26 protein-coding genes and 1 pseudogene are annotated in these 25,469 nt (G+C 64.0%); 10 read left to right on the top strand and 17 right to left on the bottom strand.

Annotation, left to right across the window (positions count from 1 at the left end; genetic code table 11):
* Window positions 1-2: 2 nt before the first annotated feature.
* The 4 genes from ACNFG0_RS20640 to exbB form a co-directional block, all read right to left on the bottom strand.
* Window positions 3-929 carry a hydrogen peroxide-inducible genes activator gene (locus tag ACNFG0_RS20640; RefSeq protein WP_084855326.1) on the bottom strand — a complete coding sequence of 309 codons (927 nt, stop codon included), beginning with the start codon at window positions 927-929 and terminating at the stop codon, window positions 3-5.
* A gap of 94 nt (window positions 930-1,023) precedes the next feature.
* On the bottom strand, window positions 1,024-1,758 hold the full coding sequence (locus ACNFG0_RS20635) for an energy transducer TonB (RefSeq protein ID WP_196146530.1): 735 nt from the start codon (window positions 1,756-1,758) through the stop codon (window positions 1,024-1,026).
* Window positions 1,755-2,183 (bottom strand): TonB system transport protein ExbD, encoded by a 429-nt coding sequence (gene exbD, locus ACNFG0_RS20630; RefSeq protein WP_196146529.1) that lies wholly within the window; start codon window positions 2,181-2,183, stop codon window positions 1,755-1,757. Before exbD ends, ACNFG0_RS20635 begins: the two co-directional genes overlap by 4 nt.
* 3 nt (window positions 2,184-2,186) lie before the next feature.
* Window positions 2,187-3,182: a tonB-system energizer ExbB gene (exbB, locus tag ACNFG0_RS20625; protein WP_416766189.1), complete on the bottom strand. Its 996-nt coding sequence runs from the start codon at window positions 3,180-3,182 to the stop codon at window positions 2,187-2,189.
* 190 nt (window positions 3,183-3,372) lie between these two features.
* On the opposite strand from exbB, the gene ACNFG0_RS20620 reads away from it, so the two are divergent.
* Window positions 3,373-4,251, top strand: a complete 879-nt coding sequence (locus ACNFG0_RS20620; RefSeq protein ID WP_196146527.1) for an SDR family oxidoreductase — start codon at window positions 3,373-3,375, stop codon at window positions 4,249-4,251.
* 75 nt (window positions 4,252-4,326) lie between these two features.
* On the opposite strand, the gene ACNFG0_RS20615 is transcribed toward ACNFG0_RS20620, so the two are convergent.
* The 5 genes from ACNFG0_RS20615 to ACNFG0_RS20595 form a co-directional block, all read right to left on the bottom strand.
* Window positions 4,327-5,052 carry a hypothetical protein gene (locus ACNFG0_RS20615; protein WP_196144724.1) on the bottom strand — a complete coding sequence of 242 codons (726 nt, stop codon included), beginning with the start codon at window positions 5,050-5,052 and terminating at the stop codon, window positions 4,327-4,329.
* A gap of 57 nt (window positions 5,053-5,109) precedes the next feature.
* On the bottom strand, window positions 5,110-5,490 hold the full coding sequence (locus tag ACNFG0_RS20610) for a RidA family protein (protein ID WP_043209898.1): 381 nt from the start codon (window positions 5,488-5,490) through the stop codon (window positions 5,110-5,112).
* Between the two features lie 21 nt (window positions 5,491-5,511).
* Window positions 5,512-7,620: a bifunctional GTP diphosphokinase/guanosine-3',5'-bis pyrophosphate 3'-pyrophosphohydrolase gene (spoT, locus tag ACNFG0_RS20605; RefSeq protein WP_196144723.1), complete on the bottom strand. Its 2,109-nt coding sequence runs from the start codon at window positions 7,618-7,620 to the stop codon at window positions 5,512-5,514.
* A gap of 59 nt (window positions 7,621-7,679) precedes the next feature.
* Window positions 7,680-7,943 (bottom strand): DNA-directed RNA polymerase subunit omega, encoded by a 264-nt coding sequence (rpoZ, locus tag ACNFG0_RS20600; RefSeq protein WP_008091595.1) that lies wholly within the window; start codon window positions 7,941-7,943, stop codon window positions 7,680-7,682.
* A 296-nt stretch (window positions 7,944-8,239) separates the two neighbouring features.
* Entirely contained in the window at window positions 8,240-9,112 is an 873-nt protein-coding gene (locus tag ACNFG0_RS20595) for a LysR family transcriptional regulator (RefSeq protein ID WP_196144722.1), read from the bottom strand.
* A 205-nt stretch (window positions 9,113-9,317) separates the two neighbouring features.
* On the opposite strand from ACNFG0_RS20595, the gene ACNFG0_RS20590 reads away from it, so the two are divergent.
* The 3 genes from ACNFG0_RS20590 to ACNFG0_RS20580 all read left to right on the top strand — a co-directional run bounded on the left by ACNFG0_RS20590 (window position 9,318) and on the right by ACNFG0_RS20580 (window position 13,125).
* Window positions 9,318-10,700: a glutamine synthetase family protein gene (locus tag ACNFG0_RS20590; RefSeq protein WP_196144721.1), complete on the top strand. Its 1,383-nt coding sequence runs from the start codon at window positions 9,318-9,320 to the stop codon at window positions 10,698-10,700.
* 4 nt (window positions 10,701-10,704) lie between these two features.
* On the top strand, window positions 10,705-11,478 hold the full coding sequence (locus ACNFG0_RS20585; protein ID WP_196166960.1) for a gamma-glutamyl-gamma-aminobutyrate hydrolase family protein: 774 nt from the start codon (window positions 10,705-10,707) through the stop codon (window positions 11,476-11,478).
* Between the two features lie 102 nt (window positions 11,479-11,580).
* On the top strand, window positions 11,581-13,125 hold the full coding sequence (locus ACNFG0_RS20580) for an APC family permease (protein ID WP_196144719.1): 1,545 nt from the start codon (window positions 11,581-11,583) through the stop codon (window positions 13,123-13,125).
* A gap of 117 nt (window positions 13,126-13,242) precedes the next feature.
* Here ACNFG0_RS20580 and gmk read toward each other — a convergent pair whose 3' ends face one another.
* Both gmk and ACNFG0_RS20570 read right to left on the bottom strand, forming a co-directional pair.
* Window positions 13,243-13,863: a guanylate kinase gene (gene gmk / locus ACNFG0_RS20575; RefSeq protein ID WP_196155890.1), complete on the bottom strand. Its 621-nt coding sequence runs from the start codon at window positions 13,861-13,863 to the stop codon at window positions 13,243-13,245.
* 13 nt (window positions 13,864-13,876) lie between these two features.
* Window positions 13,877-14,740 carry a YicC/YloC family endoribonuclease gene (locus ACNFG0_RS20570; RefSeq protein WP_196144717.1) on the bottom strand — a complete coding sequence of 288 codons (864 nt, stop codon included), beginning with the start codon at window positions 14,738-14,740 and terminating at the stop codon, window positions 13,877-13,879.
* 228 nt (window positions 14,741-14,968) lie between these two features.
* Between ACNFG0_RS20570 and rph the strand changes: the two genes are divergently transcribed.
* Together rph and ACNFG0_RS20560 are read left to right on the top strand one after the other, a co-directional pair.
* On the top strand, window positions 14,969-15,691 hold the full coding sequence (gene rph, locus ACNFG0_RS20565) for a ribonuclease PH (protein WP_084855339.1): 723 nt from the start codon (window positions 14,969-14,971) through the stop codon (window positions 15,689-15,691).
* Between the two features lie 25 nt (window positions 15,692-15,716).
* Entirely contained in the window at window positions 15,717-16,085 is a 369-nt protein-coding gene (locus ACNFG0_RS20560) for a DUF4870 domain-containing protein (protein ID WP_196144716.1), read from the top strand.
* Between the two features lie 103 nt (window positions 16,086-16,188).
* On the opposite strand, the gene ACNFG0_RS20555 is transcribed toward ACNFG0_RS20560, so the two are convergent.
* The gene (locus ACNFG0_RS20555; RefSeq protein ID WP_084855341.1) at window positions 16,189-16,968 is read right to left on the bottom strand and encodes an exodeoxyribonuclease III; all 780 of its coding nucleotides are present in this window, start codon (window positions 16,966-16,968) and stop codon (window positions 16,189-16,191) included.
* 80 nt (window positions 16,969-17,048) lie between these two features.
* On the opposite strand from ACNFG0_RS20555, the gene pyrE reads away from it, so the two are divergent.
* On the top strand, window positions 17,049-17,690 hold the full coding sequence (gene pyrE / locus ACNFG0_RS20550) for an orotate phosphoribosyltransferase (protein ID WP_011536401.1): 642 nt from the start codon (window positions 17,049-17,051) through the stop codon (window positions 17,688-17,690).
* Between the two features lie 152 nt (window positions 17,691-17,842).
* Here pyrE and argB read toward each other — a convergent pair whose 3' ends face one another.
* The 4 genes and pseudogenes from argB to coaBC form a co-directional block, all read right to left on the bottom strand.
* Window positions 17,843-18,748 (bottom strand): acetylglutamate kinase, encoded by a 906-nt coding sequence (gene argB, locus ACNFG0_RS20545; RefSeq protein ID WP_084855342.1) that lies wholly within the window; start codon window positions 18,746-18,748, stop codon window positions 17,843-17,845.
* A 30-nt stretch (window positions 18,749-18,778) separates the two neighbouring features.
* Window positions 18,779-20,152: pseudogene (locus tag ACNFG0_RS20540) on the bottom strand (phosphomannomutase/phosphoglucomutase); the annotation flags it as partial.
* A 135-nt stretch (window positions 20,153-20,287) separates the two neighbouring features.
* On the bottom strand, window positions 20,288-20,743 hold the full coding sequence (dut, locus tag ACNFG0_RS20535) for a dUTP diphosphatase (protein ID WP_196144714.1): 456 nt from the start codon (window positions 20,741-20,743) through the stop codon (window positions 20,288-20,290).
* Window positions 20,744-20,748: 5 nt separating this feature from the next.
* On the bottom strand, window positions 20,749-21,960 hold the full coding sequence (gene coaBC, locus ACNFG0_RS20530; protein WP_196144713.1) for a bifunctional phosphopantothenoylcysteine decarboxylase/phosphopantothenate--cysteine ligase CoaBC: 1,212 nt from the start codon (window positions 21,958-21,960) through the stop codon (window positions 20,749-20,751).
* Window positions 21,961-22,085: 125 nt separating this feature from the next.
* On the opposite strand from coaBC, the gene radC reads away from it, so the two are divergent.
* Window positions 22,086-22,766, top strand: a complete 681-nt coding sequence (gene radC, locus ACNFG0_RS20525) for a RadC family protein (RefSeq protein WP_416766183.1) — start codon at window positions 22,086-22,088, stop codon at window positions 22,764-22,766.
* A gap of 143 nt (window positions 22,767-22,909) precedes the next feature.
* Here radC and ACNFG0_RS20520 read toward each other — a convergent pair whose 3' ends face one another.
* Window positions 22,910-24,499, bottom strand: a complete 1,590-nt coding sequence (locus ACNFG0_RS20520) for an ABC transporter substrate-binding protein (RefSeq protein WP_416766181.1) — start codon at window positions 24,497-24,499, stop codon at window positions 22,910-22,912.
* 365 nt (window positions 24,500-24,864) lie between these two features.
* On the opposite strand from ACNFG0_RS20520, the gene rpmB reads away from it, so the two are divergent.
* Both rpmB and rpmG read left to right on the top strand, forming a co-directional pair.
* Window positions 24,865-25,101: a 50S ribosomal protein L28 gene (gene rpmB / locus ACNFG0_RS20515; RefSeq protein WP_043212989.1), complete on the top strand. Its 237-nt coding sequence runs from the start codon at window positions 24,865-24,867 to the stop codon at window positions 25,099-25,101.
* An 11-nt stretch (window positions 25,102-25,112) separates the two neighbouring features.
* Window positions 25,113-25,268: a 50S ribosomal protein L33 gene (rpmG, locus tag ACNFG0_RS20510; RefSeq protein WP_003253507.1), complete on the top strand. Its 156-nt coding sequence runs from the start codon at window positions 25,113-25,115 to the stop codon at window positions 25,266-25,268.
* Window positions 25,269-25,469: the final 201 nt, after the last annotated feature.

The following is a 25,469-nucleotide window of genomic DNA, read 5'->3' as shown; positions in this document are numbered from 1 at the left end:
GCTCAGGCCGATTTGTCCGCGGGCGGCTTGGCGACCGAGCAGAGGCGGATCGAGTCGGCGAGGATCTCGATGGCCTTCGGCCGCGGGAAGCTGGCACGCCAGGCGATGGCCACGGTGCGGAACGGCGAGGGTGGGGTCAATGGACGCACTTCGATCACGCCGGGGGCGTAATGATGGCTGTGAACAGCCGACAACGGCAGGATCGACACGCCCAGCCCCGAGGCGACCATGTGGCGGATGGTTTCCAGCGAGCTGGACTCGACCGTGGTGTGCTTGGAGCCTTCGCCGCCCTTGTTGATGGTCGGGCAGGCCTCGAGTACTTGGTCGCGGAAGCAGTGGCCTTCACCGAGCAGCAACAGGCTCTTGTCGTTGAGCATGGCCGTGTCGATGGTCTTCTTGGCGGTCCAAGGGTGGTCGGCCGGCATCAGCGCATAGAAGGGCTCGTCGTACAGCGGCAGGGTCAGCACGTCGGCCTCGTTGAACGGCAGGGCGATGATCACTGCGTCCAGTTCGCCGTTGCGCAGCTTCTCGCGCAGTACGTGGGTGAAGTTTTCCTCGATGTACAGCGGCATCTGCGGGGCGACCCGGTGCAGCTGAGGGATGAGGTGCGGGAACAGATAGGGGCCGACGGTATAGATGGCGCCTACCTTCAGGGGCGCGGTCAGCTGGTTCTTGCCGGCCTGGGCCAATTCGCGGATGCCCTGGGCCTGTTCCAGGACCTTCTGGGCCTGGGCGACGATGCTTTCGCCGACCGGGGTCAGGCGCACCGCGCTCTTGCTGCGTTCGAAGATCAGTACGCCAAGCTCGTCCTCGAGCTTCTTCACCCCGACCGACAGGGTCGGCTGGCTGACATGGCAACGCTCGGCGGCGTGGCCGAAATGCTGCTCCTGGGCGAGTGTGACGATGTAGCGTAATTCTGTGAGGGTCATAACGTGCGTCCATGAAGTTGCGGCCCCAGCATAGCGGCTGCAATCGATAGACGCACGTTATCAGACTTGCCGTTTTGTGACAGAAGCAAACGCCTCAGCGGCGATCCAGCGAGTAGACGAACGGCGCTACCACCTCGATCTGGCCATTGTTCAGCAGTTCCTTCGGCGGCTTGGGTACTGGCTGGGCCCGGCGGATCATCTCCAGGGTTGCCCGGTCCAGTGCCGCGCTGCCCGAACCGCCGGCGAGGGCGAACGACAGCACCTTGCCATCGGCATCGACCACGAAACGCAACCGGTTGATACCTTGCAGGCCACGGCGGCGTGCGTCTTCCGGGTAACGCTTGTACTTGGCCAGGTGACGCAGCAGGTCGCTCTGCCAGGTCGGCAGGGCTTTGCTGTTGGCCGCGACGCTCGGTGCCGGTGCCGCCGACTTCTGCGGTGGCGTGTTGCTTGGCGGCGTATCGACGACTTCTTCCTTGGCCGGCGGCAGGTCCTTGGGCGGCTCAGGCTTCTTCTCGGGCTTGGGCGGCTGTGGCTTGGCCTTCGGCTTGGGCGGCTTGGGAATGGCGATCTTCGGCTTGGGCGCTTCTACCAGTTTGGGTAGCGGCGGCTCCTCGACCGGGGCCGGAGGCTTGGGCGCGGCCTTGGGCGGTGGCGGTGGGGCCGGTGCAGGAAGGGGCGCCAGCTCGACCATCATGGCGGCCGGCGGCAGCTCGATGGCCTGGGGCACCGACCAGTTCAGCGTCAGCAGCACCGCCAGGGCGTGCACGCCCAGCACGATCGCCAGGCTGACGCCGTAGCGCGCCAGGTTGGACCGTGTGTTCGTCATTGCTTGGCTGCCGTTTCGAGGCCGACCAGGCCGACCTTGAGGTAGCCGGCCGCGCGCATGGTGTTCATCACATCCATCAGGTCGCCGTAGTCAACACCCTTGTCGGCCTGGAAGAAGATGGTGGTTTCCTTGTCGCCCTTGGTCTTGGCGTCGAGCATCGCACCGAGTTGGTCGCGCTGGGCCACCTCGTCATCGCCGACGTACAGCTTCTTGTCGGTCTTGACGCTGACGAACACCGGCTTCTCCGGCCTTGGCGCCGGCTTGGCGCTGGAGGCAGGCAGGTCGACCTTGATGTCGACGGTGGCCAGCGGTGCCGCGACCATGAAAATGATCAGCAGCACCAGCATCACGTCGATGAAAGGCGTGACGTTGATTTCGTGGTTTTCGGCGAGGTCGTCGCCACCTTCGTTGAGATGCAGGCCCATGGCTTACCCCACTTTGACCACGTGTGGGGCGACGCGCTCGCTGCCCTGGTGGTCCAGGTCACGGCTGACCAGCAGCAGAACCTGCGCCGAGGCGTCGGAGACCTGGGCCTTGTAGCCGGCGATGGAGCGGGCGAAGACGTTGTAGATGACCACGGCAGGAATCGCCGCGACCAGGCCCAGGGCAGTGGCCAGCAGGGCTTCGGCGATACCGGGGGCGACCACGGCCAGGTTGGTGGTCTGGGTCTTGGCGATGCCGATGAAGCTGTTCATGATGCCCCACACGGTACCGAACAGGCCCACGAACGGGGCGGTGGAGCCGATGGTGGCGAGGAAGCCGGTGCCGCTGCTCATGTTGCGGCCGCTGGCGGCGACCAGACGCTCCAGGCGGAAGCTCACGCGTTCCTTGATGCCTTCTTTCTCGCGGGTGTTGGCCGACAGGCGCATTTCATCCAGGGCATCATGGACCAGCGTGTGGGCCAGTGTGCCTGGCTTGTTGGCGGCATCGCTGGCTTCCTTGAGGCTGGCGGCCTTCTTCAGCAGGGCAACCTCGCCACGCAGGCGGCGCTTGGCACCCATCAGCTCGAAGCCCTTGGCGATCCAGATGGTCCAGGTGATCAGCGACGCGATGGCCAGGCCGATCATCACGGCTTTGACGACCACGTCGGCGTTCTTGTACATGCCCCAGGGGGACAGGTCATGGGCCATGCCCAGGGAAGTGTCTTCGGCCAGGGCCTGGACGTTCTCGTCGCCTGCTGCCTGGGCGTCGGCCGGTGCGGCTGCGGCGTTGGCATTGACGGCGTCGGCCGGCGCCTTGGCATCGGCTGCCGGGGCCTGCGCGGGAGCCGCAGGGGCTGCGGCGGCTGCCGGGGCGTTGGTGGCGGGGGCGACAGGCTCATCGGCCATGGCTGCCGGGGCCAGCACCAGGCTGAGGGTCAGCGCGGCGATGGCGCGCCAGGCGCGCGATGTGGTTGGCGAAGCGGAGGGTTGAGTACGTGTCATGCTGGCCGGACCTGATGAAGAAAAAGATTGATGTTCCCCACGGCCTCGAGACAGGCCGAGAACAGACAGGGCGCCATTATTGCAAGTAATTCTTGTTAGCAGAAGTAATAAAGTTGCCTTTTTTAACCAACGTCTAGCCGCCCATCGATTAATCCGGCTAGCCTGAACCTTTGGCCTTGGGAGTTTGCAGATGTCGGAACCATCCGTGTTGATCGTGGGCTGTGGTGATGTAGGTGGCCGCCTGGCGCGGCAGCTGCTTGCCCAGGGTTGGCAGGTCAGCGGCTTGCGGCGCTCGGTCGAGCACCTTCCGGCAGGCGTTCGGCCGATCGCCGCCGACCTGGCCGAGCCGACGATTCCCGTGGCCTGGCCGGCGCAGTCGCCGGATTACCTGGTGTATTGCGTGGCGGCCAGCCAGCACGACGAGGCGGGTTACCAGCAGGCCTATGTCGAGGGGTTGCGTCATGTGCTGGGCTGGCTGGGCGAGCGCGAACAGCGGCCGCGGCGGATTCTGTTCGTTTCCAGTAGCAGCGTGTATGCGCAGGCTGATGGCCAGTGGATCGATGAAGATGCCGAGACCGAGCCGCAGGGCTATTCGGGGCGGGTGATGCTGGAGGCCGAGCGGTTGGCAGTCGACAGTGGCCTTCCTGCGACCGTCGTACGTCTGACCGGTATCTACGGCCCGGGGCGCGAATGGCTGCTGAGCCAGGTGCGTCAGGGGTATCGGGTCGCCGAGGAGCCACCGCTGTATGGCAATCGTATCCACGCCGAGGATGCGGCGGGCTTGCTGGCCTTCCTGCTGCAGGCCGATGCCCGTGACGTGGCGCTGAAAGGTTGCTATATCGGCGTGGACGACGACCCGGCGCCCCTGGCCGAGGTGGTGGCCTGGTTGCGCCAGCACATGGGCGTCACCGAGTGGTCGGATGAGCAGCGGGTACGCCGCACCGGTAGTAAACGCTGCAGCAACGCACGGGCGCGGGCGTTGGGGTGGATGCCGCAGTATCCGAGCTACAAGGAAGGCTATGCCGCCATCCTGAAGGGTCAGGCGCCGTTTAGCGCTGATCCCCTGTAGGAGCGGCCTTGTGCCGCGATCAAGGGCGAAGCCCTTGCCAGGCGCCGGGGAGATCGGGCCTGGCAACAGGCAAGGTCAGTCGCGCTCCAGCACCCAGCGGCGTGCGCCCGGTGCCAGTTGCGGCATGTCGCTGCCTTGCGCCCGGTTCACCGCCTGGAAGATCTCCAGGGTGTCGTCGTCGCGCTTGAAGATCCATGGCGCGCCGCGCTGGTTGCGCTCGAGCCACAGGCTGTCGTTGTCGCCGCCCATGCTGGCGCAATCGCCGGCCAGGCACAGGGCGAAACGATCGGGACCCGGCAGGCCGGTGACGCTGCCGTTGTCGGCAAAGCGCACCGTCGCGCCCTTGCCTTGGCCTTCGATGATCTTCCAGTCGCCACCTAGGTAGGCTTTGTACAGCGCCTTTTCAAAGCTGCCGCCCAGCGGGGCGTTGGCGGGTGCGGCCTTGACCCGTACGAACGTCTGCTTCTCGCCGGTTTGCGAGGTGGCGCGCAGGGTATCGCCGTCCAAGCTCAATTGTTCGGTCTGGCCGCCAGAGAAGCTGGCTTGCCATTGGTCTTCTTTGGCGCTGAGGTAGCCGTCGACCGCCTCGAAGCCATTGCTGTAGCTGGCCTGCTGGTTGGCGACGTCGATTTTCCATTCGAGTACCGGCCCATGCTCGCTCAGAGCCTGGCGCAGGCTGCCGCCGTCGGCAGCATCGATAGCGTCCTGGTTGATCCAGGTGCCGTTGTAGTCTTCGGGCTTATGGCTGGCACAGCCGCCCAGGAGCAGGGCTGCCAGTGCAAGGGAAAGGGCGTGGCGCATGGTGCTGGAACCTTGGGGAAGGGGAGGTGACGGGCGGGAAGCCCGTCACCGCAGGCATCACTCGATGACCAGGATGGCGTCCATCTCGACCTGCGAGCCTTTCGGCAGCGCGGCAACGCCGATGGCGGCACGAGCTGGGTAAGGCTGTTCGAAATAGCGACCCATGATCTCGTTGACCTTGGCGAAGTGGCTCAGGTCGGTGAGGAAAATGTTCAGCTTGACGATGTCCTTGAACGAACCGCCGGCAGCCTCGGCCACGGCCTTGAGGTTTTCGAAGACCTGGACGGTCTGGGCTTCGAAGCCTTCGACCAGTTCCATGGTTTTCGGATCCAGCGGGATCTGGCCGGACATGTACACGGTGTTGCCGGCCTTGATCGCCTGGGAGTAGGTGCCGATGGCGGCTGGGGCCTTGTCGCTGTTGATGACGGTCTTGGTCATGATGACTCCTTGGTTGACGGACTACGTACGCATGCGGGTGATGCGGACCACGCCGGTCAGGGTACGCAACTTCTTGATCACGCGGGCCAAGTGCACGCGGTCGCGCACGCTGACCACCAGTTGGACCACGCTGATACGGCCGTCGCGTTCGTCCATGCTGATTTTTTCGATATTGCCGTCGGCGGCGTTGACGCTGCTGGCCAGCAGCGCGATCAGGCCACGCTGGTGCTCCAGCTCGACCCGCAGCTCGACATTGAATTCGCCGGTGATGTCCTTGGCCCAGGAGAGCTGCACGCACTTCTCCGGGTTATGGCGGATTTCACTGATGTTGCGGCAGTTTTCCAGGTGCACGACCATGCCCTTGCCCGCCGACAGGTGGCCGACGATCGGGTCGCCCGGGATCGGTGTGCAGCATTTGGCATAGCTGAGCACCAGGCCTTCGGTGCCGCGGATGGCCAGCGGGCCCTCGGGGGCCGGTAGCTGCTCGCCCTCGGCGGACAACAGGCGGCGGGCCACCACGTAGGCCATGCGGTTGCCCAGGCCGATGTCCTCGAGCAAGTCTTCGATCAGCTCCAGGCGGTACTCGGCGAGAATGCCCTGGATGCGCTCCGCAGGGATCTGCTCCAGGCTGCTGTCGAAGCCGGTGAGAACCTTGTTCAGCAGGCGTTCGCCCAGGCTGATGGATTCGGAACGGCGTTGTTGCTTGAGCGCGTGGCGAATATGCGTGCGCGCCTTGCCTGTGACCACGAAATTGAGCCAGGCCGGGTTCGGCCGCGCGCCCGGGGCGCTGACGATCTCCACGGTGGAGCCGCTCTGCAGCGGCTCGGACAGCGGCGCCAGCCGACGGTTGATGCGGCAGGCGATGCAGCTGTTGCCCACGTCGGTGTGCACCGCGTAGGCGAAGTCGACGGCGGTGGAGCCTTTGGGCAGCTCCATGATCCGGCCTTTGGGCGTGAACACGTAGACCTCGTCCGGGAACAGGTCGATCTTCACGCTCTCGATGAATTCCAGCGAGTTGCCGGCCCGTTGCTGCAGCTCGAGGATGCCCTTGACCCACTGGCGGGCGCGGGCGTGGTTGCCCTTGGGCTGCTCGTCCTCGTTGGATTTGTACAGCCAATGGGCGGCGATGCCGTTGTTGGCCATCTCTTCCATTTCGCGGGTGCGGATCTGGATCTCGATGGGCACGCCATGCATGCCGAACAGCGTGGTGTGCAGCGACTGGTAGCCGTTGGCCTTGGGGATCGCGATGTAGTCCTTGAAGCGACCGGGCAGCGGCTTGTACAGGTTATGTACGGCGCCAAGCACGCGGTAGCAGGTGTCGACCTTGTCGACGATGATGCGGAAAGCGTACACGTCCATGATCTCGTTGAAGGCACGGCGCTTGCCGCGCATCTTCTTGTAGATGCCATAGAGGTGTTTCTGCCGACCGCTGACCTCGCCCTCGATGCCGTCCGCAGCCAGGCAGTTGGCCAGGGAGTGCTCGATCTTGGCGACGATTTCCTTGCGGTTGCCACGGGCGCTCTTGACCGCTCGGTGGATCAGCGAGGAGCGCATCGGGTGCATGGCCTTGAAGCCGAGGTCTTCGAACTCCACGCGCACGTTGTGCATGCCCAGGCGGTTGGCGATGGGGGCGTAGATCTCGAGGGTTTCCTTGGCGATGCGCCGGCGTTTCTCGCCCGAGAGCACTTCCAGGGTGCGCATGTTGTGCAGGCGGTCGGCCAGCTTGACCAGGATCACGCGAATGTCGCGGGCCATGGCCATGGCCATCTTCTGGAAGTTCTCGGCCTGGGCCTCGGCCTTGGTCTCGAAGTTCATCTGGGTCAGCTTGCTGACCCCGTCGACCAGCTCGGCAACCGTCTCGCCGAACTGTTGGCAGAGGGCTTCCTTGGCGATGCCGGTGTCTTCGATCACATCGTGCAGCATGGCCGCCATCAGGCTCTGATGGTCCATGTGCATGTCGGCCAGGATGCTGGCCACGGCCAGCGGGTGGGTCACGTAGGGCTCGCCGCTGCGGCGGCGTTGGCCATCGTGCGCCTGTTCGGCGTAGAAGTAGGCCCGGCGGACCAGGTTGACCTGGTCGGGGCCGAGGTAGGTCGACAGCCGTTCGGCGAGGGCTTCTATACCCGGCATGGGGTCACCTCCTGCCGAGGAAGAATGCCTTGTGCCGCGCGACGTCGACCGGGCATGAATCAGACAGCCTCGTTGTTTTCGTCCTCGAACGCGGCGAAGACCGGATCTTCGGTGACGATCTCTTCGGCGGCGATGAACTCAGGGGTGACGATACCTTCGGCGATTTCGCGCAGGGCGACGACGGTTGGCTTGTCGTTTTCCCATGCAACCCGCGGCTCTTTGCCGCCGGTGGCCAGTTGACGGGCGCGCTTGGTCGAGAGCATGACCAGCTCAAAGCGGTTATCCACGTGTTCCAGGCAGTCTTCAACAGTTACGCGGGCCATGGTCTTCCTCAGTAGCAAATGCGGTAGGCGTGCAGCCCAGGTTGGGCAGGCGGACTCGATAGTTTAAAAAATCACCAGCCAATAGGGAAGGGCTGTTTTTCCGAGTTGGATGTGGTGGTGCCTGTTTTGCTATCGCGGGCAAGCCCGCACCTACAGGTGCCGCGCTGAAATTGAACATTGCGCTGTACTTGTGGGAGCCAACTGTCTTGAGTTGCTTGCCCCGGTCCTATCGCTGGCAAGCCAGCTCCCACAGGTACGGCGGTATCTCTGAAGACAGCGCAGGCCTGGTGGGAGCCTTACAACATGGCGTCGCGCAGGCGCGGCGTCAGTTCCTCGAACAGCGTCTGCACCGAGCGCAGCGCCCGGCAATCCGGGCGAGTCAACAGCCACAGCTGGGTATCGCAACCGGGCAGGGGGCCGCTCAGGGCCTCGACTTCAGGCAGGGCATCGACCATGTAGTCGGGCAGCGCCGCCACGCCCAGGCCGGTGCTCACCAGTTGGGCGATGGTCGACATGCTGCTGCACTGGTAGCGCGGGTTCAGCCCTGGGTACTGCTGGTTGCGCCAGACCACCGTGGGGTGGTCCTGCATGGAATCGTCCGGGGCGATCCATGGCACGTTGTTGTGCGACTCAGCCAAACGATCGCGCCACTGTGGCTGGCCGCAGACCACATAGGAGGTGGAGCCCAGGCAGCGGCCGACCAGGTGTTCAGGTGGCGTGTTGGTCAGGCGCAGGGCGATGTCGGCGTCGCGTCGGCTGAGGTTGGCGAAGGTGTTGGAGGTGCCCATTTCCAGCGAAAGGGCCGGGTAGTTCGGCATGAAGTCGGCCAGCGCCGGCAGCAGCAGGCTGTGCATCACCGCCTCGGTGCAGGTCAGGCGCACTGTGCCGCTGACCACCTGCTCGCCGCTGGTCAGGGCGACGCGCGCGGCATCCAGGGCCTGTTCGGCACGCTCGGCCTGCTCGGCCAGGGCCTGGGCGGTGTCGGTGGGCAGGTAGCCTTTGCGGCTCTTGACGAACAGGGCGGTGCCCAGCGCGGATTCCAGCCGGCGAATCGAGCGGAACACGGTGGAAACGTCGACCTTGAGCAGCTCGGCCGCCTTGGCCAGCGAGCGACCGCGCTCCAGGGCGAGCACCAGGGAGAGGTCCGCATGGGTAATCTGGTATTGCATCGATGCACGCTCTGTTTGCCGTAATGCCAATGTCTGTTGCGTAGGTGCCATTTTATAGTGGAACGGCACCCGGTAATCAATGCGCCGGATCTGCACCTATCCCCACGATGGGACAGTGAAAAGAACAACAGTACAACCATCGCCGCCCGCAAGGCGCCAGCCGTATCCCTCCACATCGCCGCCTCGAATCAAAGGATGTACAGCCATGACGTCGGTCACTCCGTGCGCCAGTTCCGCCAGCGAGATGAATGAATTCCTAGAGGCTCATCCGGACACGCAGTTCGTCGACCTGCTGATCTCCGACATGAACGGTGTGGTACGCGGCAAGCGCATCGAGCGCGCCAGCCTGCACAAGGTGTACGAAAAAGGCATCAACCTACCGGCGTCGCTGTTCGCCCTGGATATCAACGGCTCGACCGTCGAGAGCACCGGCCTTGGCCTGGACATCGGCGATGCCGACCGCATCTGCCACCCGATTCCGGGCACGTTGTCCGATGAGCCCTGGCAGAAGCGCCCCACCGCCCAGCTGCTGATGACCATGCACGAACTGGACGGCGCGCCGTTCTTCGCCGACCCGCGCGAGGTCCTGCGCCAGGTGGTCGCCAAGTTCGATGCGCTGGGCCTGGATATCTGCGCCGCGTTCGAGCTGGAGTTCTACCTGATCGACCAGGACAACCTCAATGGTCGCCCGCAGCCGCCACGCTCGCCGATCTCCGGCAAGCGCCCGCAATCGACCCAGGTGTACCTGATCGACGACCTGGACGAATACGCCGATTGCCTGCAGGACATGCTCGAGGCCGCCAAAGAGCAGGGCATCCCCGCCGATGCCATCGTCAAGGAAAGCGCCCCGGCGCAGTTCGAGGTCAACCTGCATCACGTCGCCGACCCGCTCAAGGCCTGCGATTACGCGATCCTGCTCAAACGCCTGATCAAGAACATCGCCTACGACCATGAAATGGACACCACTTTCATGGCCAAGCCCTACCCGGGCCAAGCGGGCAACGGCTTGCATGTGCACATCTCGCTGCTGGACAAGAAGACCGGCAAGAACATTTTCTCCAGCGAAGACCCGCTGCAGAGCGAGGCGCTGCGTCATGCCATCGGCGGAGTGCTGGAGACCATGCCGGCATCGATGGCCTTCCTCTGCCCGAACATCAACTCGTACCGCCGCTTCGGTGCGCAGTTCTACGTGCCCAATGCGCCGAGCTGGGGCTTGGACAATCGCACCGTGGCCCTGCGCGTGCCGACCGACAGCAGCGAGAACGTGCGCATCGAGCACCGCGTGGCCGGCGCCGATGCCAACCCGTACCTGATGCTGGCCGCGATCCTGGCCGGCATTCATCACGGCCTGACCAACCAGGTCGAGCCGGGCGAGCCGATCGAAGGCAACTCCTACGAGCAGCTCGAGCAAAGCCTGCCGAACAACCTGCGCGACGCGCTGCGCGCGCTGGACGACAGCGAAGTCCTCAACCAATACATCAGCCCGGATTACATCGACATCTTCGTGGCCTGCAAGGAAAGCGAGCTGGCCGAGTTCGAAGTGTCGATTTCCGACCTCGAGTACAACTGGTACCTGCACACGGTATAAGCCCATGAGCGCAAATGCGGTCCCTCTGATCGGTGTCAGCGCCTGCCGCCAGCAGGTGGGGAAGAACTCGTCGCACACGGTGGGCGACAAGTATGTCGAGGCGGCCGGCTTCGCCGGGCTTCCGCTGATTCTGCCCGCGCGCGACGGGGGCAGTGACCCCCAGGCGCTGGTGGCGCGGCTCGATGGCATTCTTTTTACCGGCTCGCCTTCAAATGTCGAGCCGCATCATTACAATGGCGCCCCCAGCGTGGAAGGCACCCGGCACGACCTCGCGCGTGACCGCCTGACCTTGCCCTTGCTGCAGGCGGCCATTGCCGCCGGCGTGCCGGTATTCTGCATTTGCCGTGGCTTCCAGGAGCTGAACGTGGCCCTCGGCGGTTCGCTGCACCAGCGTGTGCAGGAATTGCCAGGCTACCTGGACCACCGAGAACCTGAGGATGCACCCCTGGAGGTGCAATACGGCCCTCGACACCCCGTGGCCATCGAGCCGGGCGGGTTGTTCGAGGGCTTGGGCCTGGCTGCGCAGTTCGAGGTCAACTCGCTGCACAGCCAGGGCATCGACCGCCTGGCCCCAGGGCTGCGTGTCGAGGCGCGGGCCCCGGATGGCCTGATCGAAGCGGTGTCGATGCCTGACGCGCCGGGCTTCGTGCTTGGTGTGCAGTGGCACCCGGAATGGCGTTTCGCCGAAAACCCGGTCTCTCGGCGCCTTTTCCAGGCGTTCCGCGAGGCCTGCATAACCCATGCTGCACGGGAGGGTTCACGGCAGGAAGCATTCTGACGTCGTTACCCGAAGGTCTCCCTGCAACAGCTTTCAATGAGTGAAAGCGGGCCTTGTTCGCAAGGCCCGTGAAAACAATACCAATAGTTACGGCAAATACTCATGAGCGAATACACTGAAGCCGGCCGCCCACCCGATGTGGCGACCGACGCAGGCAACACCCAGCGCGCCAGCAAGGGCCTGGCAAAAGGCCGCCTGGGCCTGCTGGCCAGCGTGGTGCTGGGCATCTCCACCATCGCGCCCGTCTACACACTGACCGGCGCCCTGGGGCCGACCGTCCGCGAAGTGGGCGCCCACCTTCCGGCGGTCTTCATCGTGGGCTTCTTGCCCATGCTGCTGGTCGCCCTCGGCTACCGCGAGCTCAACGCCGCGGAGCCTGACAGCGGCACTTCCTTCACCTGGTCGGCACGTGCCTTCGGGCCGATGATCGGCTGGATCGGTGGCTGGGGGCTGGTCGTCGCGACCACCATCGTGCTGTCCAACCTGGCGGGCGTGGCCGTCGACTTCTTCTATCTATTCCTTGGCCAGATCACCGGGCATCAGGCATTGGCCGCGTTGGCGGACAACCTGTTGATCAACGTAGTGACCTGTTGCGTGTTCATCGCCTTGGCCGTGTGGATCTGCTGCCGGGGCATGGGCACCACCATGACGGTGCAGTACGGCCTGGTCGCCTTGCAGCTGCTGGTGCTGATCGGCTTCGCCTTCGCCGCCTTCGGTGAGACCACCGCGCCGCCACCGCTGGCCTTCGACCTGTCTTGGTTCAACCCGTTCGGCGTGGAGTCGTTCTCGGCATTCGCCGCTGGCCTGTCGCTGTCGATCTTCATCTTCTGGGGCTGGGACGTGTGCCTGACGGTCAGCGAGGAGTCGATCGGCAGTGACGAGGTGCCCGGCAAGGCCGCCACCTGGACCGTGCTGCTGATCCTCGGCCTGTACCTGGTCACGGCCATCGCCACCCTTCAGTTCGCCGGGATCAGCGATGTCGGCCTGGGCCTTGGCAACCCGCGCATCCAGGAGAACGTCTTCGCCCACCTGGCCGGCCCGGTGATGGGGCCGCTGGCGATCCTGATGTCCATCGCGGTACTGGCCAGTACCGCCGCCTCGTTGCAGTCGACCTTCGTCTCGCCGGCGCGCACGCTGCTCGCCATGGGCTACTACGGCGCCGTGCCACAGCGGTTCGCCAGCGTCTGCCCGCGCTCGCAGACCCCGCGCTACGCCACCATCTGTGCCGGTGTCGCCGCGGCGGTGTTCTACGTGACCATGCGCACCCTCAGCGAGAACGTGCTGGCCGACACCATCACGGCCCTGGGCATGATGATCTGCTTCTACTATTCGCTGACGGCCTTCGCCTGCGTTTGGTACTTCCGAAGCAGCCTGTTCGACAGCGTGCGCCACTTCTTCATGCGTGGCCTGTGCCCGCTGGTGGGTGGGGTGATTCTGTCGGTGATCTTCGTGCGCACCGCGATCGACAGTGCCTCGCCGGACTTCGGCAGCGGCTCGCATGTCGGTGGCTTGGGGCTGGTGTTCGTGATCGCGGCGATCATCTCGGCGCTGGGGATCGTGCTGATGGTGCTGTCGCGCTGGCGTGCCCCGGCCTACTTCCTGGGCGCCACCTTGCAGCAGCAGGCCAAGCTTCGATTGCAGGAGTGATGCAAGAAGGGGCTGCCTTGCAGCCCAATCGCGGGACAAGCCCGCTCCCACAGAACAACGCATAACTCTTTGAGTTTGCGGGCTCCTGTGGGAGCGGGCTTGTCCCGCGATTGCATTTCAGCTGATCAGTTGCTTGAGCAGCGCCTGATGACGTTGCTGCTGTTTCTTCAGCAGCAGGCGGTTAGCAACGAACACTGCCTTCAATTCCTTCAGCGCGACGTCGAAATCATCATTGATGATGACGTAGTCGTACTCGTCATAGTGAATCATCTCGCTGACCGCTTCCTTCATGCGGCCTTCGATGATTGCCTCGCTGTCCTGGCCGCGGTTGTCCAGGCGCTGGCGCAGGGCCTGCTGGCTCGGCGGCAGGATGAACACCGACAATGCTTCGGGCATCAGCTTGCGCACCTGCTGTGCACCCTGCCAGTCGATCTCCAGGATCAGGTCGTAGCCTTGCTCGAGGGTCTGCTGCAACGCGCTTCGCGAAGTCCCGTAGAAGTTGCCGAAGACCTCGGCATGCTCGAGGAAGTCGCCTTGCTCGATCAGGGCCTTGAATTCGTCGTGCTTGACGAAGTGATAGTTCACCCCGTGCTGCTCGCCCGGACGCATGGCGCGGGTGGTATGGGAGACCGAGACGCGGATCTGCTGGTCGTCCTTGGTCAATGCCGTGACCAGGCTGGTCTTGCCGGCACCGGAAGGGGCCGAGACGATATAGAGGGTGCCGCTGCTGTGGTTCATGGTAGGGGTGGCCTTACTCGATGTTCTGTACTTGTTCACGCATCTGTTCGATCAACACCTTGAGGTTGACCGCCGCCTGGGTGCTGCGCGGGTCGAACGCCTTGGAGCCCAGGGTGTTGGCCTCGCGGTTGAGTTCTTGCATCAGGAAGTCCAGGCGCCGGCCGGCGGCACCGCCGGACTTGAGCACTCGGCGCACTTCGGTGATGTGGGTGTTGAGCCGGTCCAGTTCCTCGGCGACGTCGCTCTTCTGCGCCAGCAGGACCATCTCCTGCTCCAGGCGCTGCGGGTCGAGCTCGGCCTGCAGGTCGGCGAAGCGGTCGAGGATGCGCTGGCGTTGGGCGGCCAGCATCTGTGGCACCAGGGCACGCAAGGTGGTGACTTCGCTGGCCATGCTGTCCAGGCGTTCATTGATCAGCCGGGCCAGCTCCAGGCCTTCGCGCTGACGCCCGGCCTTGAGCTCGGCCAAGGCTTCGTCGAACAGGGCCATGGCTTCGGCGTTGAGCGCCTGGGGATCGCTGGCGTCAGCCACCAGCACGCCTGGCCAGGCGAGGACTTCCAAGGGGTTGAGCGGTGCCGGCTGCTTGATCAGCCCGGCGACGGTTTCTGCAGCGGCCACCAACTGCGCGGCGCGCTCGCGATCGACCTGCAAAGGCTTGCCGGTGCTGTCTTCGCTCAGGCGCAGGGTGCATTCCACCTTGCCGCGCGACAGGCCTTGGCGCAGCCCTTCGCGCACGGCGCCTTCCAGGTCGCGCAGGGCCTCGGGCAGGCGCAGGTGGGGCTCCAGATAGCGGTGGTTGACCGAACGTAGCTCCCAGGCCAGGGTGCCTTGGCTGCCGGCGCGCTCGACTCGAGCAAAAGCGGTCATGCTGTGCACCATGGGGGAGTACCTCGCTAAGTCTGAATGAACGAAGAAGCCTTTCGGCTGCAAGGCGCGGGATTGTAACGCAGTGCGGCGCGGGCGCCCAATCCACCCATGTTACAGACTGCCTGGCGCCAGGGTAGGAAAAGACGACAGGCTGCCGGGCCGCGACAATAGGCATGTCTTCCCAGGGCGGCGGGCCTTATAATGCTTCGCAGATTCAAAGTCCCGGTACAGGTATCCCAGATGAAACGTCCAAGTGGTCGCGCCGCCGATCAGCTCCGCTCGATCCGCATCACCCGCAACTACACCAAGCACGCCGAGGGGTCGGTACTGGTCGAGTTCGGCGACACCAAGGTCGTCTGCACGGTCAGCGTCGAGAATGGTGTTCCCCGCTTCCTAAAAGGCCAGGGCCAAGGCTGGCTGACCGCCGAGTACGGCATGCTGCCGCGTTCCACCGGCGAGCGTAACCAGCGCGAGGCGAGCCGTGGCAAGCAGGGTGGCCGCACCCTGGAAATCCAACGCCTGATCGGCCGCTCGCTGCGCGCTGCGCTGGACATGAGCAAGCTGGGCGATATCACCCTGTACGTCGACTGCGACGTGATCCAGGCCGACGGCGGTACCCGCACCGCCTCGATCACCGGCGCCATGGTTGCCCTGTGCGACGCCTTGGCGGTGATCAAGAAGCGCGGCGGCCTCAAGGGCGGCAACCCGCTCAAGCATATGATCGCTGCTGTGTCCGTGGGCATGTACCAGGGCGAAGCGGTGCTCGACCTGGACTACCTGGAAGATTCCGCCGCCGAGACCGACCTGAACGTGGTCATGACCAGCGCCGGTGGCTTCATCGAGGTGCAGGGCACTGCCGAAGGCGCGCCCTTCCAGCCGGAAGACTTCAACGCCATGCTGGCCCTGGCCCAGAAGGGCATGAACGAAATTTTCGAACTGCAAAAGGCCTCGCTGGCCGATTGATCGCTACGCCAAGGAGGTGTGGAACATGAACGAACCTGATCTACCGATCACGCCGCCCAACGCTGAAATTCGGCAATGGGCGATGTTCTGCCACCTCTCGGCGCTGCTTGGCCTGGTGGTGCCGCTCGGGCACCTGCTGGGCCCATTGGTGATGTGGATCTGGAAGCGCGAACTGGACCCGTTCATCGATGCCCAGGGCAAGGAAGCGCTGAACTTCCAGATCAGCGTGACCATCGCCGGGTTCATCTGCTTCCTGCTGATGTTCGTGCTGGTGGGGATCGTGCTGTTCGCCATCCTGACGGTGGCGGTGCTGGTCCTGGCCATCCTTGCGGGGGTCAAGGCCAATGAAGGCAAGCCTTACCGCTATCCGCTGATCTGGCGGCCGATCAAGTAAGACTAATTGCCCCAATTGCCGGCAAGCCGGCCCCCACAGGGTCTTGCACGATACCTGTAGGAGCGGGCTTGTCCCGCGATGGGCTGCAAAGCAGCCCCAAAGGTCAGATGGTCAACGTCCAGTCGTAGTCCACGATCAGCGGCGCATGCTGGGAGAAGCGCGGCTGGCGCGGCAGGCGTGCATTGCGCACGAAGCGGCGCAGGCCCGGGGTGAGGATCTGATAGTCGAACCGGTAGCCCAGGTTGAGCATCTCGGCCTGCTCGTTGTCCGGCCACCAGCTGTACTGGTCGCCTTCACGGCTGACCTCGCGCAGGGCATCGACGTAACCCATGTCGCCGACGATCGCATCCATCCAGGCACGCTCCGGCGCCAGGAAGCCCGGCGATTGCTGGCTGTCGCGCCAGTTCTTGATGTCCAACTTCTGCTGCGCCACGTACAACGAGCCGCAATAGATGTACTCGCGACGCTTGCGGCGCTGCTTGTCCAGGTACTTGGCAAAATCGTCCATCAACTTGAATTTCTGGTTCAAGTCTTCGTCGCCGTTCATGCCCGAAGGCAGCAGCAGGCTGGCAATACTGACTTTGTCGAAATCTGCTTGCAGGTAACGCCCGTAGCGGTCGGCTGTCTCGAAGCCCAGGCCGGTGATGACTGCCTTGGGCTGCATCCGCGAGTACAGTGCCACGCCACCTTGGGCTGGCACCTCCGCGTCGCAGGCGTAAAGGAAATAGCCATCGAGCTGGAAAGCTGGGTCGTCGAGTTCAAAGGCCGAGGCGCGGGTATCCTGAAGGCAGATGACGTCGGCATTCTGGGCTTGCAGCCAGCTGAGCAGTCCACGCTCGGCCGCAGCCTGAATGCCATTTACGTTCACACTGATGATCCGCATAAATGGCCCCAAAAATCTCGTGCGTGTATGATACCCGAGCTCAACTCATTTAGCTAAATCCGTGGTATTCGGGACTCTTCATGCAGCCGTATCAGCGCGACTTCATTCGTTTTGCCATCGATCGCGGGGTTCTGCGCTTCGGTGAGTTCACCCTGAAATCGGGGCGTACCAGCCCGTACTTCTTCAATGCCGGCCTGTTCAACACAGGTTCCGCACTGGCCCAGCTGGGGCGTTGCTACGCCGCGGCCATCGTCGACAGCAAGATCCCGTTCGACGTGTTGTTCGGCCCGGCCTACAAGGGTATTCCCCTGGCGGCGGCCACTGCCGTGGCCTTGGCTGAGCAACACCAGCTCGACGTGCCTTGGTGCTTCAACCGCAAGGAAGCCAAGGATCACGGCGAAGGCGGCAGCCTGGTCGGCGCCCCGCTGGCCGGTGACGTGCTGATCATCGACGACGTGATCACTGCCGGTACCGCCATTCGCGAAGTCATGCAGATCATCAATGCCCAGCAGGCCAAGGCCGCAGGCGTGCTGATCGCGCTGAACCGCGAAGAGCGCGGCAATGGCGAGCTGTCGGCGATCCAGGAAGTCGAGCGCGACTTCGGCATCCCGGTGGTCAGCATCGTGTCGCTGACCCAGGTGCTGGAGTTCCTGGCCGACGACCCGCAGCTCAAGCAACACCTGCCGGCTGTCGAGGCCTACCGGGCGCAGTACGGGATCTGATTCCCGCGCTGCACAAAAAAGGCGACCATCGAGGTCGCCTTTTTTGCAGCCGTGTTGTGCTCACTGGCCCCATCGCCGGCAAGCCGGCTCCCACAGGGGCCAGCATAGTCCTTGTGGGAGCCGGCTTGCCGGCGATGGGCGGTGCTGACGACTCAGGAGCGTTTGGTATTGGTGATCAGGGTACCGACACCGCTGTCGGTGAAGATCTCCAGCAGCACGGCGTTCGGCACGCGCCCATCGATGATGTGCGAGCTGTTCACGCCGCCTTGCACCGCTTCCAGTGCGCACTTGATCTTCGGCAGCATGCCACCGTAGATGGTGCCGTCGGCGATCAGTTCGTTGACCTGTTCGGTGGTCAGGCCGGTCAGCACGGTGCCTTGCTTGTCCATCAGGCCGGCGATGTTGGTGAGCAGCATGAGCTTCTCGGCCTTCAGCGCCTCGGCCACTTTGCCGGCCACCAGGTCGGCATTGATGTTGTACGACTCACCGTTCTTGCCCACGCCGATCGGAGCGATCACCGGGATGAAGTCGCCCTTGACCAGCATGTTCAGCAGGTCGGTGTTGACGCTTTCCACTTCGCCCACATGGCCGATGTCGATGATTTCCGGTTGGGTCATTTCCGGGGTCTGGCGGCTGACGGTGAGCTTCTTGGCGCGAATCAGCTCCGCATCCTTGCCGGTCAGGCCGATGGCGCTGCCGCCATGGCGGTTGATCAGGTTGACGATGTCCTTGTTGACCTGGCCGCCCAGCACCATCTCCACCACGTCCATGGTCGCCGAGTCGGTGACGCGCATGCCGTCGATGAAGTGGCTCTCGATCGACAGGCGCTTGAGCAGGTCGCCGATCTGCGGGCCGCCACCGTGCACGACCACCGGGTTGATGCCCACGGCCTTCATCAGCACGATGTCACGGGCAAAGCCGGTCTTGAGCTCTTCGCTCTCCATCGCGTTGCCGCCGTACTTGATCACCAGGGTCTTGCCGACAAAGCGGCGAATGTAGGGCAGTGCTTCGGACAAAACCTCGGCTACATGGGAAGCGGCATCGCGATCGAGGGTCATGCAGGGCTCCAGGTAAGGAACGGATAGTCGTCAGAACGGCAGTTGCAGGCCTGGTTCGACCCGCAGCAACTGCTCGCGGAATACAGCCTTGATACGTTGCAGCTCGGCGTCGCTGTCGGCCTCGAAGCGCAGCACCAGCACCGGTGTGGTGTTGGAGGCGCGGACCAGGCCCCAGCCATGGGCGTAGTCGACCCGCACACCATCGATGGTGGTGAGGTTGGCATCGCCCCAGGCAGCGTCGCGTTGCAGTGCATCAATGATGCTGAATTTACTCTCGTCGGTCACATCAATGTTGATTTCCGGCGTGGAAATATCGTTCGGGAACGCGGCGAACAGGCTTTCGGCGTCCTGGCCGGCCTTGCTGAGGATTTCCAGCAGGCGCGCGGCGCTGTAGATGCCGTCGTCGAAACCGTACCAGCGTTCCTTGATGAAGATGTGCCCGCTCATCTCGCCGGCCAGCAGCGAGCCGGTCTGCTTCATCTTCTTCTTGATCAACGAATGGCCGGTCTTCCACATCAGTGCGCGGCCACCGTGCTGTTCGATCAGCGGGGTCAGGCGGCGGGTGCACTTGACGTCGAAGATGATCTCGGCGCCGGGGTTGCGCGACAGCACGTCCTGGGCGAAGAGCATCAGCAGGCGGTCGGGGTAGACGATGCTGCCAGCATTGGTCACCACGCCCACACGGTCGCCGTCACCGTCGAAGGCAAGGCCGATGTCGGCACCGGTTTCCTTGACCTTGGCGATCAGGTCTTCGAGGTTCTCGGGCTTGCCTGGGTCCGGGTGATGGTTGGGGAAGTTGCCGTCGACCTCGCAGAACAGCGGGATGACGTCGCAACCCAGGGCTTCGATCAGCTGCGGGGCGATGACGCCGGCGGCGCCGTTGCCGCAATCGACCACGACCTTGAGCTTCTTGGCCAGCTTCACGTCGCTTGTGATCTGCTGGAAGTAGCGCTCGAGGATCTCGACCTTCTCGACGCGGCCTTCGCCACGGGTGAGGTCGTTGGTCTTGAGGCGGGTCAGCAGGGCCTGGATCTGTTCGTTGGCCAAGGTGTCGCCGGCGATGACGATCTTGAACCCGTTGTAGTCAGGTGGGTTGTGGCTGCCGGTGAGCATCACGCCTGATTTGCCGGCCAGTACGTTGGCGGCGTAGTACAGCGCTGGGGTCGGCACCAGGCCGACGTCGCTGACCTGGCATCCGGCATCGGCCAGGCCTTTGATCAGCTGTTCCACCAGCATTGGGCCGGACAGGCGGCCGTCGCGGCCAACCGAAACCTGGGGTTCGCCCTGGGCCAGGCTCTGGGCGCCGATGGCGCGGCCGATCCAGTAGGCGGTCTCGCCCGTCAGGGTTTTACCGACCACGCCGCGAATGTCATAGGCGCGGAAGATGCTCTCGGGCAGTGCGGGGACCAGGTGGGCCATGTCGTTCATCTCTGGGGTGCTCCAATCATCAAAGGCTTCTGGGCAGGCGCAAACTGAACGCTTGGACGATGCATTTGCCAGAGAGTTCGCCGTCCATGGCCCAACGGTCGGTCTATCGGCTCAGTGGCTACCGGAATGGCCGAAGCCGCCAGCGCCGCGCTGGCTCTCGTCGAACGATTCGACGATGTCGAAATGCGCCTGCACCACCGGCACCAGCACCAGCTGGGCGATACGCTCGCCGATGGCGATGGTGAACGGCGTCTGGCCGCGGTTCCAGCAGGAGACCATCAGTTCGCCCTGGTAGTCCGAGTCGATCAGGCCGACCAGGTTGCCCAGCACGATGCCATGCTTGTGGCCCAGGCCCGAACGCGGAAGGATCAGGGCGGCCAGGCCCGGGTCGCCGATGTAGACCGACAGGCCGGTGGGGATCAGCAGGGTCTGGCCCGGCTCCAGGACGGTGTCTTCCTTGAGCATGGCGCGCAGGTCCAGGCCGGCGGAGCCGGGCGTGGCGTACTGCGGCAGCGGGAATTCGTTGCCCAGGCGAGGGTCGAGGATCTTGGCTTGAAGAGCGTGCATGTAACTTATTGAACCTGGTTGAGCCGTTCGGCGATGAAGGCGACCAGCTGGCGGGCGATCTTGCCCTTGCTGGTCTGCGCGAAGAGGGTCTGGTGCTGCTGCCGGTCGATCACGGTCAGGGCGTTTTCCTCGCTGTTGAAGCCGATGCTGGGGTTGGCCACATCATTGGCGACGATCAGGTCGAGGTTCTTGTCCTTGAGCTTGCGCGTGGCGTAATCGAGCAAGTGTTCGGTCTCGGCGGCGAAGCCGACGCTGAACGGGCGGTCGGTACGGCCGGCGATAGTCGCAAGGATATCCGGATTGCGCACCATCTGCAGCAGCATGCCGTCACCGGTCGTAGGATCTTTCTTGAGCTTTTGCGGGGCGACGACTTCCGGGCGGTAGTCCGCGACCGCAGCCGAGGCGATGAACAGGTCGCACGGCATGGCCGCCTCGCACGCCGCGAGCATGTCCCGCGCGCTGACCACGTCGATCCGGTTGACCCGGTCGGGGGTCGGCAGGTGTACGGGGCCGGTGACGAGGGTCACCCGAGCCCCGGCTTCGGCGGCCGCCTCGGCCAGGGCGAAGCCCATCTTCCCGGAGCTATGATTGGTGATGTAGCGCACCGGGTCGATGTTTTCCTGGGTGGGGCCGGCGGTGATCAGTACATGCTTGCCGGTCAGTGCCTGGCGCTTGAAGCTCTCGGCCGCGCACCAGGCAAGGTCCGTGGCCTCGAGCATGCGGCCCAGGCCCACGTCGCCGCAGGCCTGGCTGCCGGAGGCGGGGCCGAACACCTGGATACCGCGGCTCTTGAGCAGGTCGAGGTTGGCCTGGGTGGCCGGGTCGCGCCACATGGCCTGGTTCATCGCCGGGGCGACGGCCACAGTGGCATCGGTGGCCAGCACCAGGGTGGTCAGCAGGTCGTCGGCCATGCCTTGGGCCAGGCGTGCCATGAGGTCGGCCGTGGCCGGGGCGATCAATACCAGGTCGGCCCACTTGGCCAGTTCGATGTGCCCCATGGCCGCTTCGGCCGCGGGGTCGAGCAGATCCATGTGCACCGGGTGGCCGGACAGCGCCTGCAGGGTCAGCGGGGTGATGAACTCGGCACCACCCCGGGTCATGACGACGCGCACCTGCGCGCCGTGTTCCAGGAGTCGGCGAATCAGCTCGGCGCTCTTGTAGGCGGCGATGCCGCCACCCACGCCGAGAACGATGCGCTTGCGATACAGCCGCTGCATAGGCTTGCCTTTTTCCAGTGAAAGCGGGCGGCGACGACAACTGCCTGCGGCAGAACGTCGCATCTACGGAGCGGGATAGATTAACACAGGGCCGAAACGGGCCGCAGTAGCACGCAAGGAGGGGTATGAACATCAGGGAGTGGCCGGCGGACGAACGGCCGCGGGAGAAACTGTTGCAGCGCGGTGCCGCCGTGCTATCCGATGCCGAGCTGCTTGCAGTGTTGCTGGGGTCCGGGGTCGCAGGGCGCAATGTATTGGACCTGGCGCGTGGCCTATTGGTCCGTTTTGGCGGCCTCAGGCCGTTTCTGGAGGCTGATCGAGCGGCCATTCTCGGCGAGCCTGGCCTGGGCCCGGTGAAGTACGCGCAATTGCAGGCCTTGTTGGAGATTGGCCGGCGTTATCTGGATGAGTCCATCGAGCGTGAGCCGGCCCTGGAGAGTCCGGCGACTGTGCGGCGCTACCTGAAATCCATGCTGCGCCATGAGGCCAGCGAGGTATTCGGTTGCCTGTTTCTGGATACCAAGCACAGGCCGATTGCGTTCGAGATCCTGTTTCGCGGCACGATCGACAGGGCGAGCGTCTACCCCCGGGAAGTGGTGCGCCGCGCATTGCGGCACAATGCGGCGGCGTTGATCTTGTGCCACAACCATCCTTCGGGCAACAGCGAGCCGAGCCAGGATGACGTGCACCTGACGGCTTCGCTGAAGCGGGGGCTGGCGTTGATCGATGTGCAGGTGCTGGATCACATCATCATTGGCGACGGGGAGCCGCTGTCGATGCTGGAGCAGGGGTGGCTCGTAACCTAGCTATCCCCAGGCCTTCACCATCCTGTAGGAGCGGCCTTGTGCCGCGAAAGGGCTGCGCAGCAGCCCCTTGCCTCGTGGTGGGCAGTAGAGCCCAGGGGGCGCGTTGCGGCCCTTTCGCGGCGCAAGGCCGCTCCTACAGGGCTTTAGCGATTGACGGAGACCTTGCTCAAATCCAGCCGTCCGAACGGGCTCACTTGATAACCCTCCACACCCTGGCGCAGCAAGGTCGCCGCAGTCGGGTGGGCCAGCGGCAGCCATAGGGCCTGCTGGTGGATCAGCGTCTGGGCCTGCTGGTACAGGCGGCTGCGCACGCTCTGGTCGTTGGTGGTGCGTCCGGCGCTGATCAACTGGTCCAGGCGGTTGTCGCAAAAACGCGCGAAGTTGGTTCCCGACTTCACCGCCGCGCAGGAAAACTGCGGGCTGAGGAAGTTGTCCGGGTCGCCATTGTCACCCGCCCAGCCCATGAACAGCAGGTCATGCTCGCCAGCTTTGGCGCGGCGGATCAGCTCGCCCCACTCGATGACGCGGATCTCGGCCTTGATACCGATCTTCGCAAGGTCTGCCTGGAGCATCTGTGCGCCCAGGCTCGGGTTTGGGTTGAGCAGGCTGCCCGAAGGGCGGGTCCAGATCGTCGTGGCGAAGCCGTCCGCCAACCCAGCCTTGGCCAGCAGGGCCTTGGCTTTTTTCAGGTCGAGGGCGTAGCCGGGCAAGTCCTTGGCGTAGCTCCAGGTGTTGGGTGGGTAGGGACCGTTGGCCGCAGTGGCGGTGCCCTCGAACACTGCCTTGAGGTAGGCGGGCTTGTCGAAGGCGAGGTTGATCGCCTGGCGTACCTCGGGCTTGTCGAGTGGCGGATGCTGGCTGTTGAGGGCGACGAAGGCAGTCATGAAGGCTGGGGTCGAGGCCACCTTGAGGCTGCCGTCCTTGCCGGCTTCGGCGATATCCAGCGGCTTGGGCGACAGCGCCACCTGGCATTCGCCACGCTTGAGCTTCTGCAGGCGCACGTTGGCGTCCGGCGTGATGGCGTAGATCAGCGGGTCGATGGCCGGCTTGCCGGCGAAGTAGTCGGGGTTGGCGCGGTAGCGCACCACGGCGTCCTTCTGGAAACGCTGGAACACGAACGGCCCGGTGCCCACTGGTTGGCTGTTGAGCTTCTCCGGCGTGCCGGCCTTGAGCAACTTGTCGGCGTACTCGGCGGAGTAGATCGAGGCGAAGCCCATGCTCAGGGTGGCCAGGAAGGTGGCGTCCGGGTGGGTCAGGGTGAAGCGTACGGTGTGTGGCTCCGGCGCCTCGATCAGCTTGATCAGGTTGCCCAACTGCAGCGACTGGGCATGCGGGTAGCCGCCCGGGGCCGTCTTGTGCCAGGCATGGGCGGGGTAGAGCATGCGTTGGAAGCTGAACAGCACGTCGTCGGCATCCAGCTCGCGGCTGGGCTTGAACCCGCTCGTGGAATGGAACTTCACGCCGCTGCGAAGCTTGAAGTCATAGACCGTGCCGTCATCGGACACTGTCCAGCTTTCGGCCAGGCTAGGCACCACCTTGCCCTGGCTGGCGTCGAACTCCACCAGGCGGTTCATCAGCACATCCGCCGACGCATTGGTAGTGGTCAACGAGTTGTACTGGACCACGTCGAAACCTTCGGGGCTGGCCTCGGTACAGACGGCAAGCGGTGCTGCCTGGGCGAGGCCTACGGCAAACAGGGAAGTGAACAACAACGAAAGGGCGGCGGCACGCATGGTGGCTCCTTGGCTGGCCAGATGGCCCATTTGTCTATCTATGCAGTCGGAAACGTCCTACCCTAGTGTGCGCATCGTCAAATGACCACCCTCTTTTTCACTGGCACGGCGACGAGCGGTCGACAGCGCGCGGGGCTTGTCGCTATGCTGGCCGGGCGCGCTCGGCCCTATCAGGATATGTATCTTCTGTTGTTGTGGCCGAGTCTTTCTGGTATAAAACAGCGCTCTTTTCTAGGGGCACGGTCTGTCGCGCAAGCGGATCCGGTCGATAAGACCCCCGGAAACACGGCGCCTAGCGCCATAGACTGAGAGATTAAGCGGCCAACCCATGCCGGGTTGGGCATGTGGTTTTAGAGGGCTGAGGCATGTCGAGAGTCTGTCAAGTTACCGGTAAGGGTCCGGTAACCGGGAACAACATTTCCCACGCAAACAACAAAACCCGTCGTCGTTTCCTGCCGAACCTGCAGCACCACCGTTTCTGGGTTGAATCCGAGAAGCGTTTCGTGCGTCTGCGCGTTTCCGCCAAGGGCATGCGTATCATCGACAAGCGCGGTATCGATGCCGTCCTGGCCGACATCCGTCGCGCTGGCGCCAAGGTTTAAGGGAGAACATCATGCGTGAATTGATCCGTCTGGTTTCGAGTGCCGGTACCGGCCACTTCTACACCACCGACAAGAACAAGCGCACCACTCCGGACAAGATCGAGATCAAGAAATACGATCCGGTCGTCCGCAAGCACGTGGTGTACAAGGAAGCCAAGATCAAGTAATTGATCGGCGACCTGAAAAAACCCGCTTCCGTGAGGAAGCGGGTTTTTTTATGTGCGCCAGGCATGGCGCGTTGCGCGTTAGCGCAACCCGCTTGGCTGTGGTGGCCGAGCAGGTGACTTGGAGGTGAAAGTCCTCTACACACCCGGCAAGGGGAAGTGTTAGCCAGAGGCAAGGGTGTCGCGGGCGACTGCGAATCTGAA

This window comes from Pseudomonas sp. NY15372 (assembly GCF_048068215.1).
Taxonomy (GTDB): Bacteria; Pseudomonadota; Gammaproteobacteria; order Pseudomonadales; family Pseudomonadaceae; genus Aquipseudomonas; species Aquipseudomonas guariconensis_A.
The sequence above is the reverse complement of the archived record's forward strand: the minus strand, read 5'-3'. Positions and strand labels throughout refer to the sequence as shown.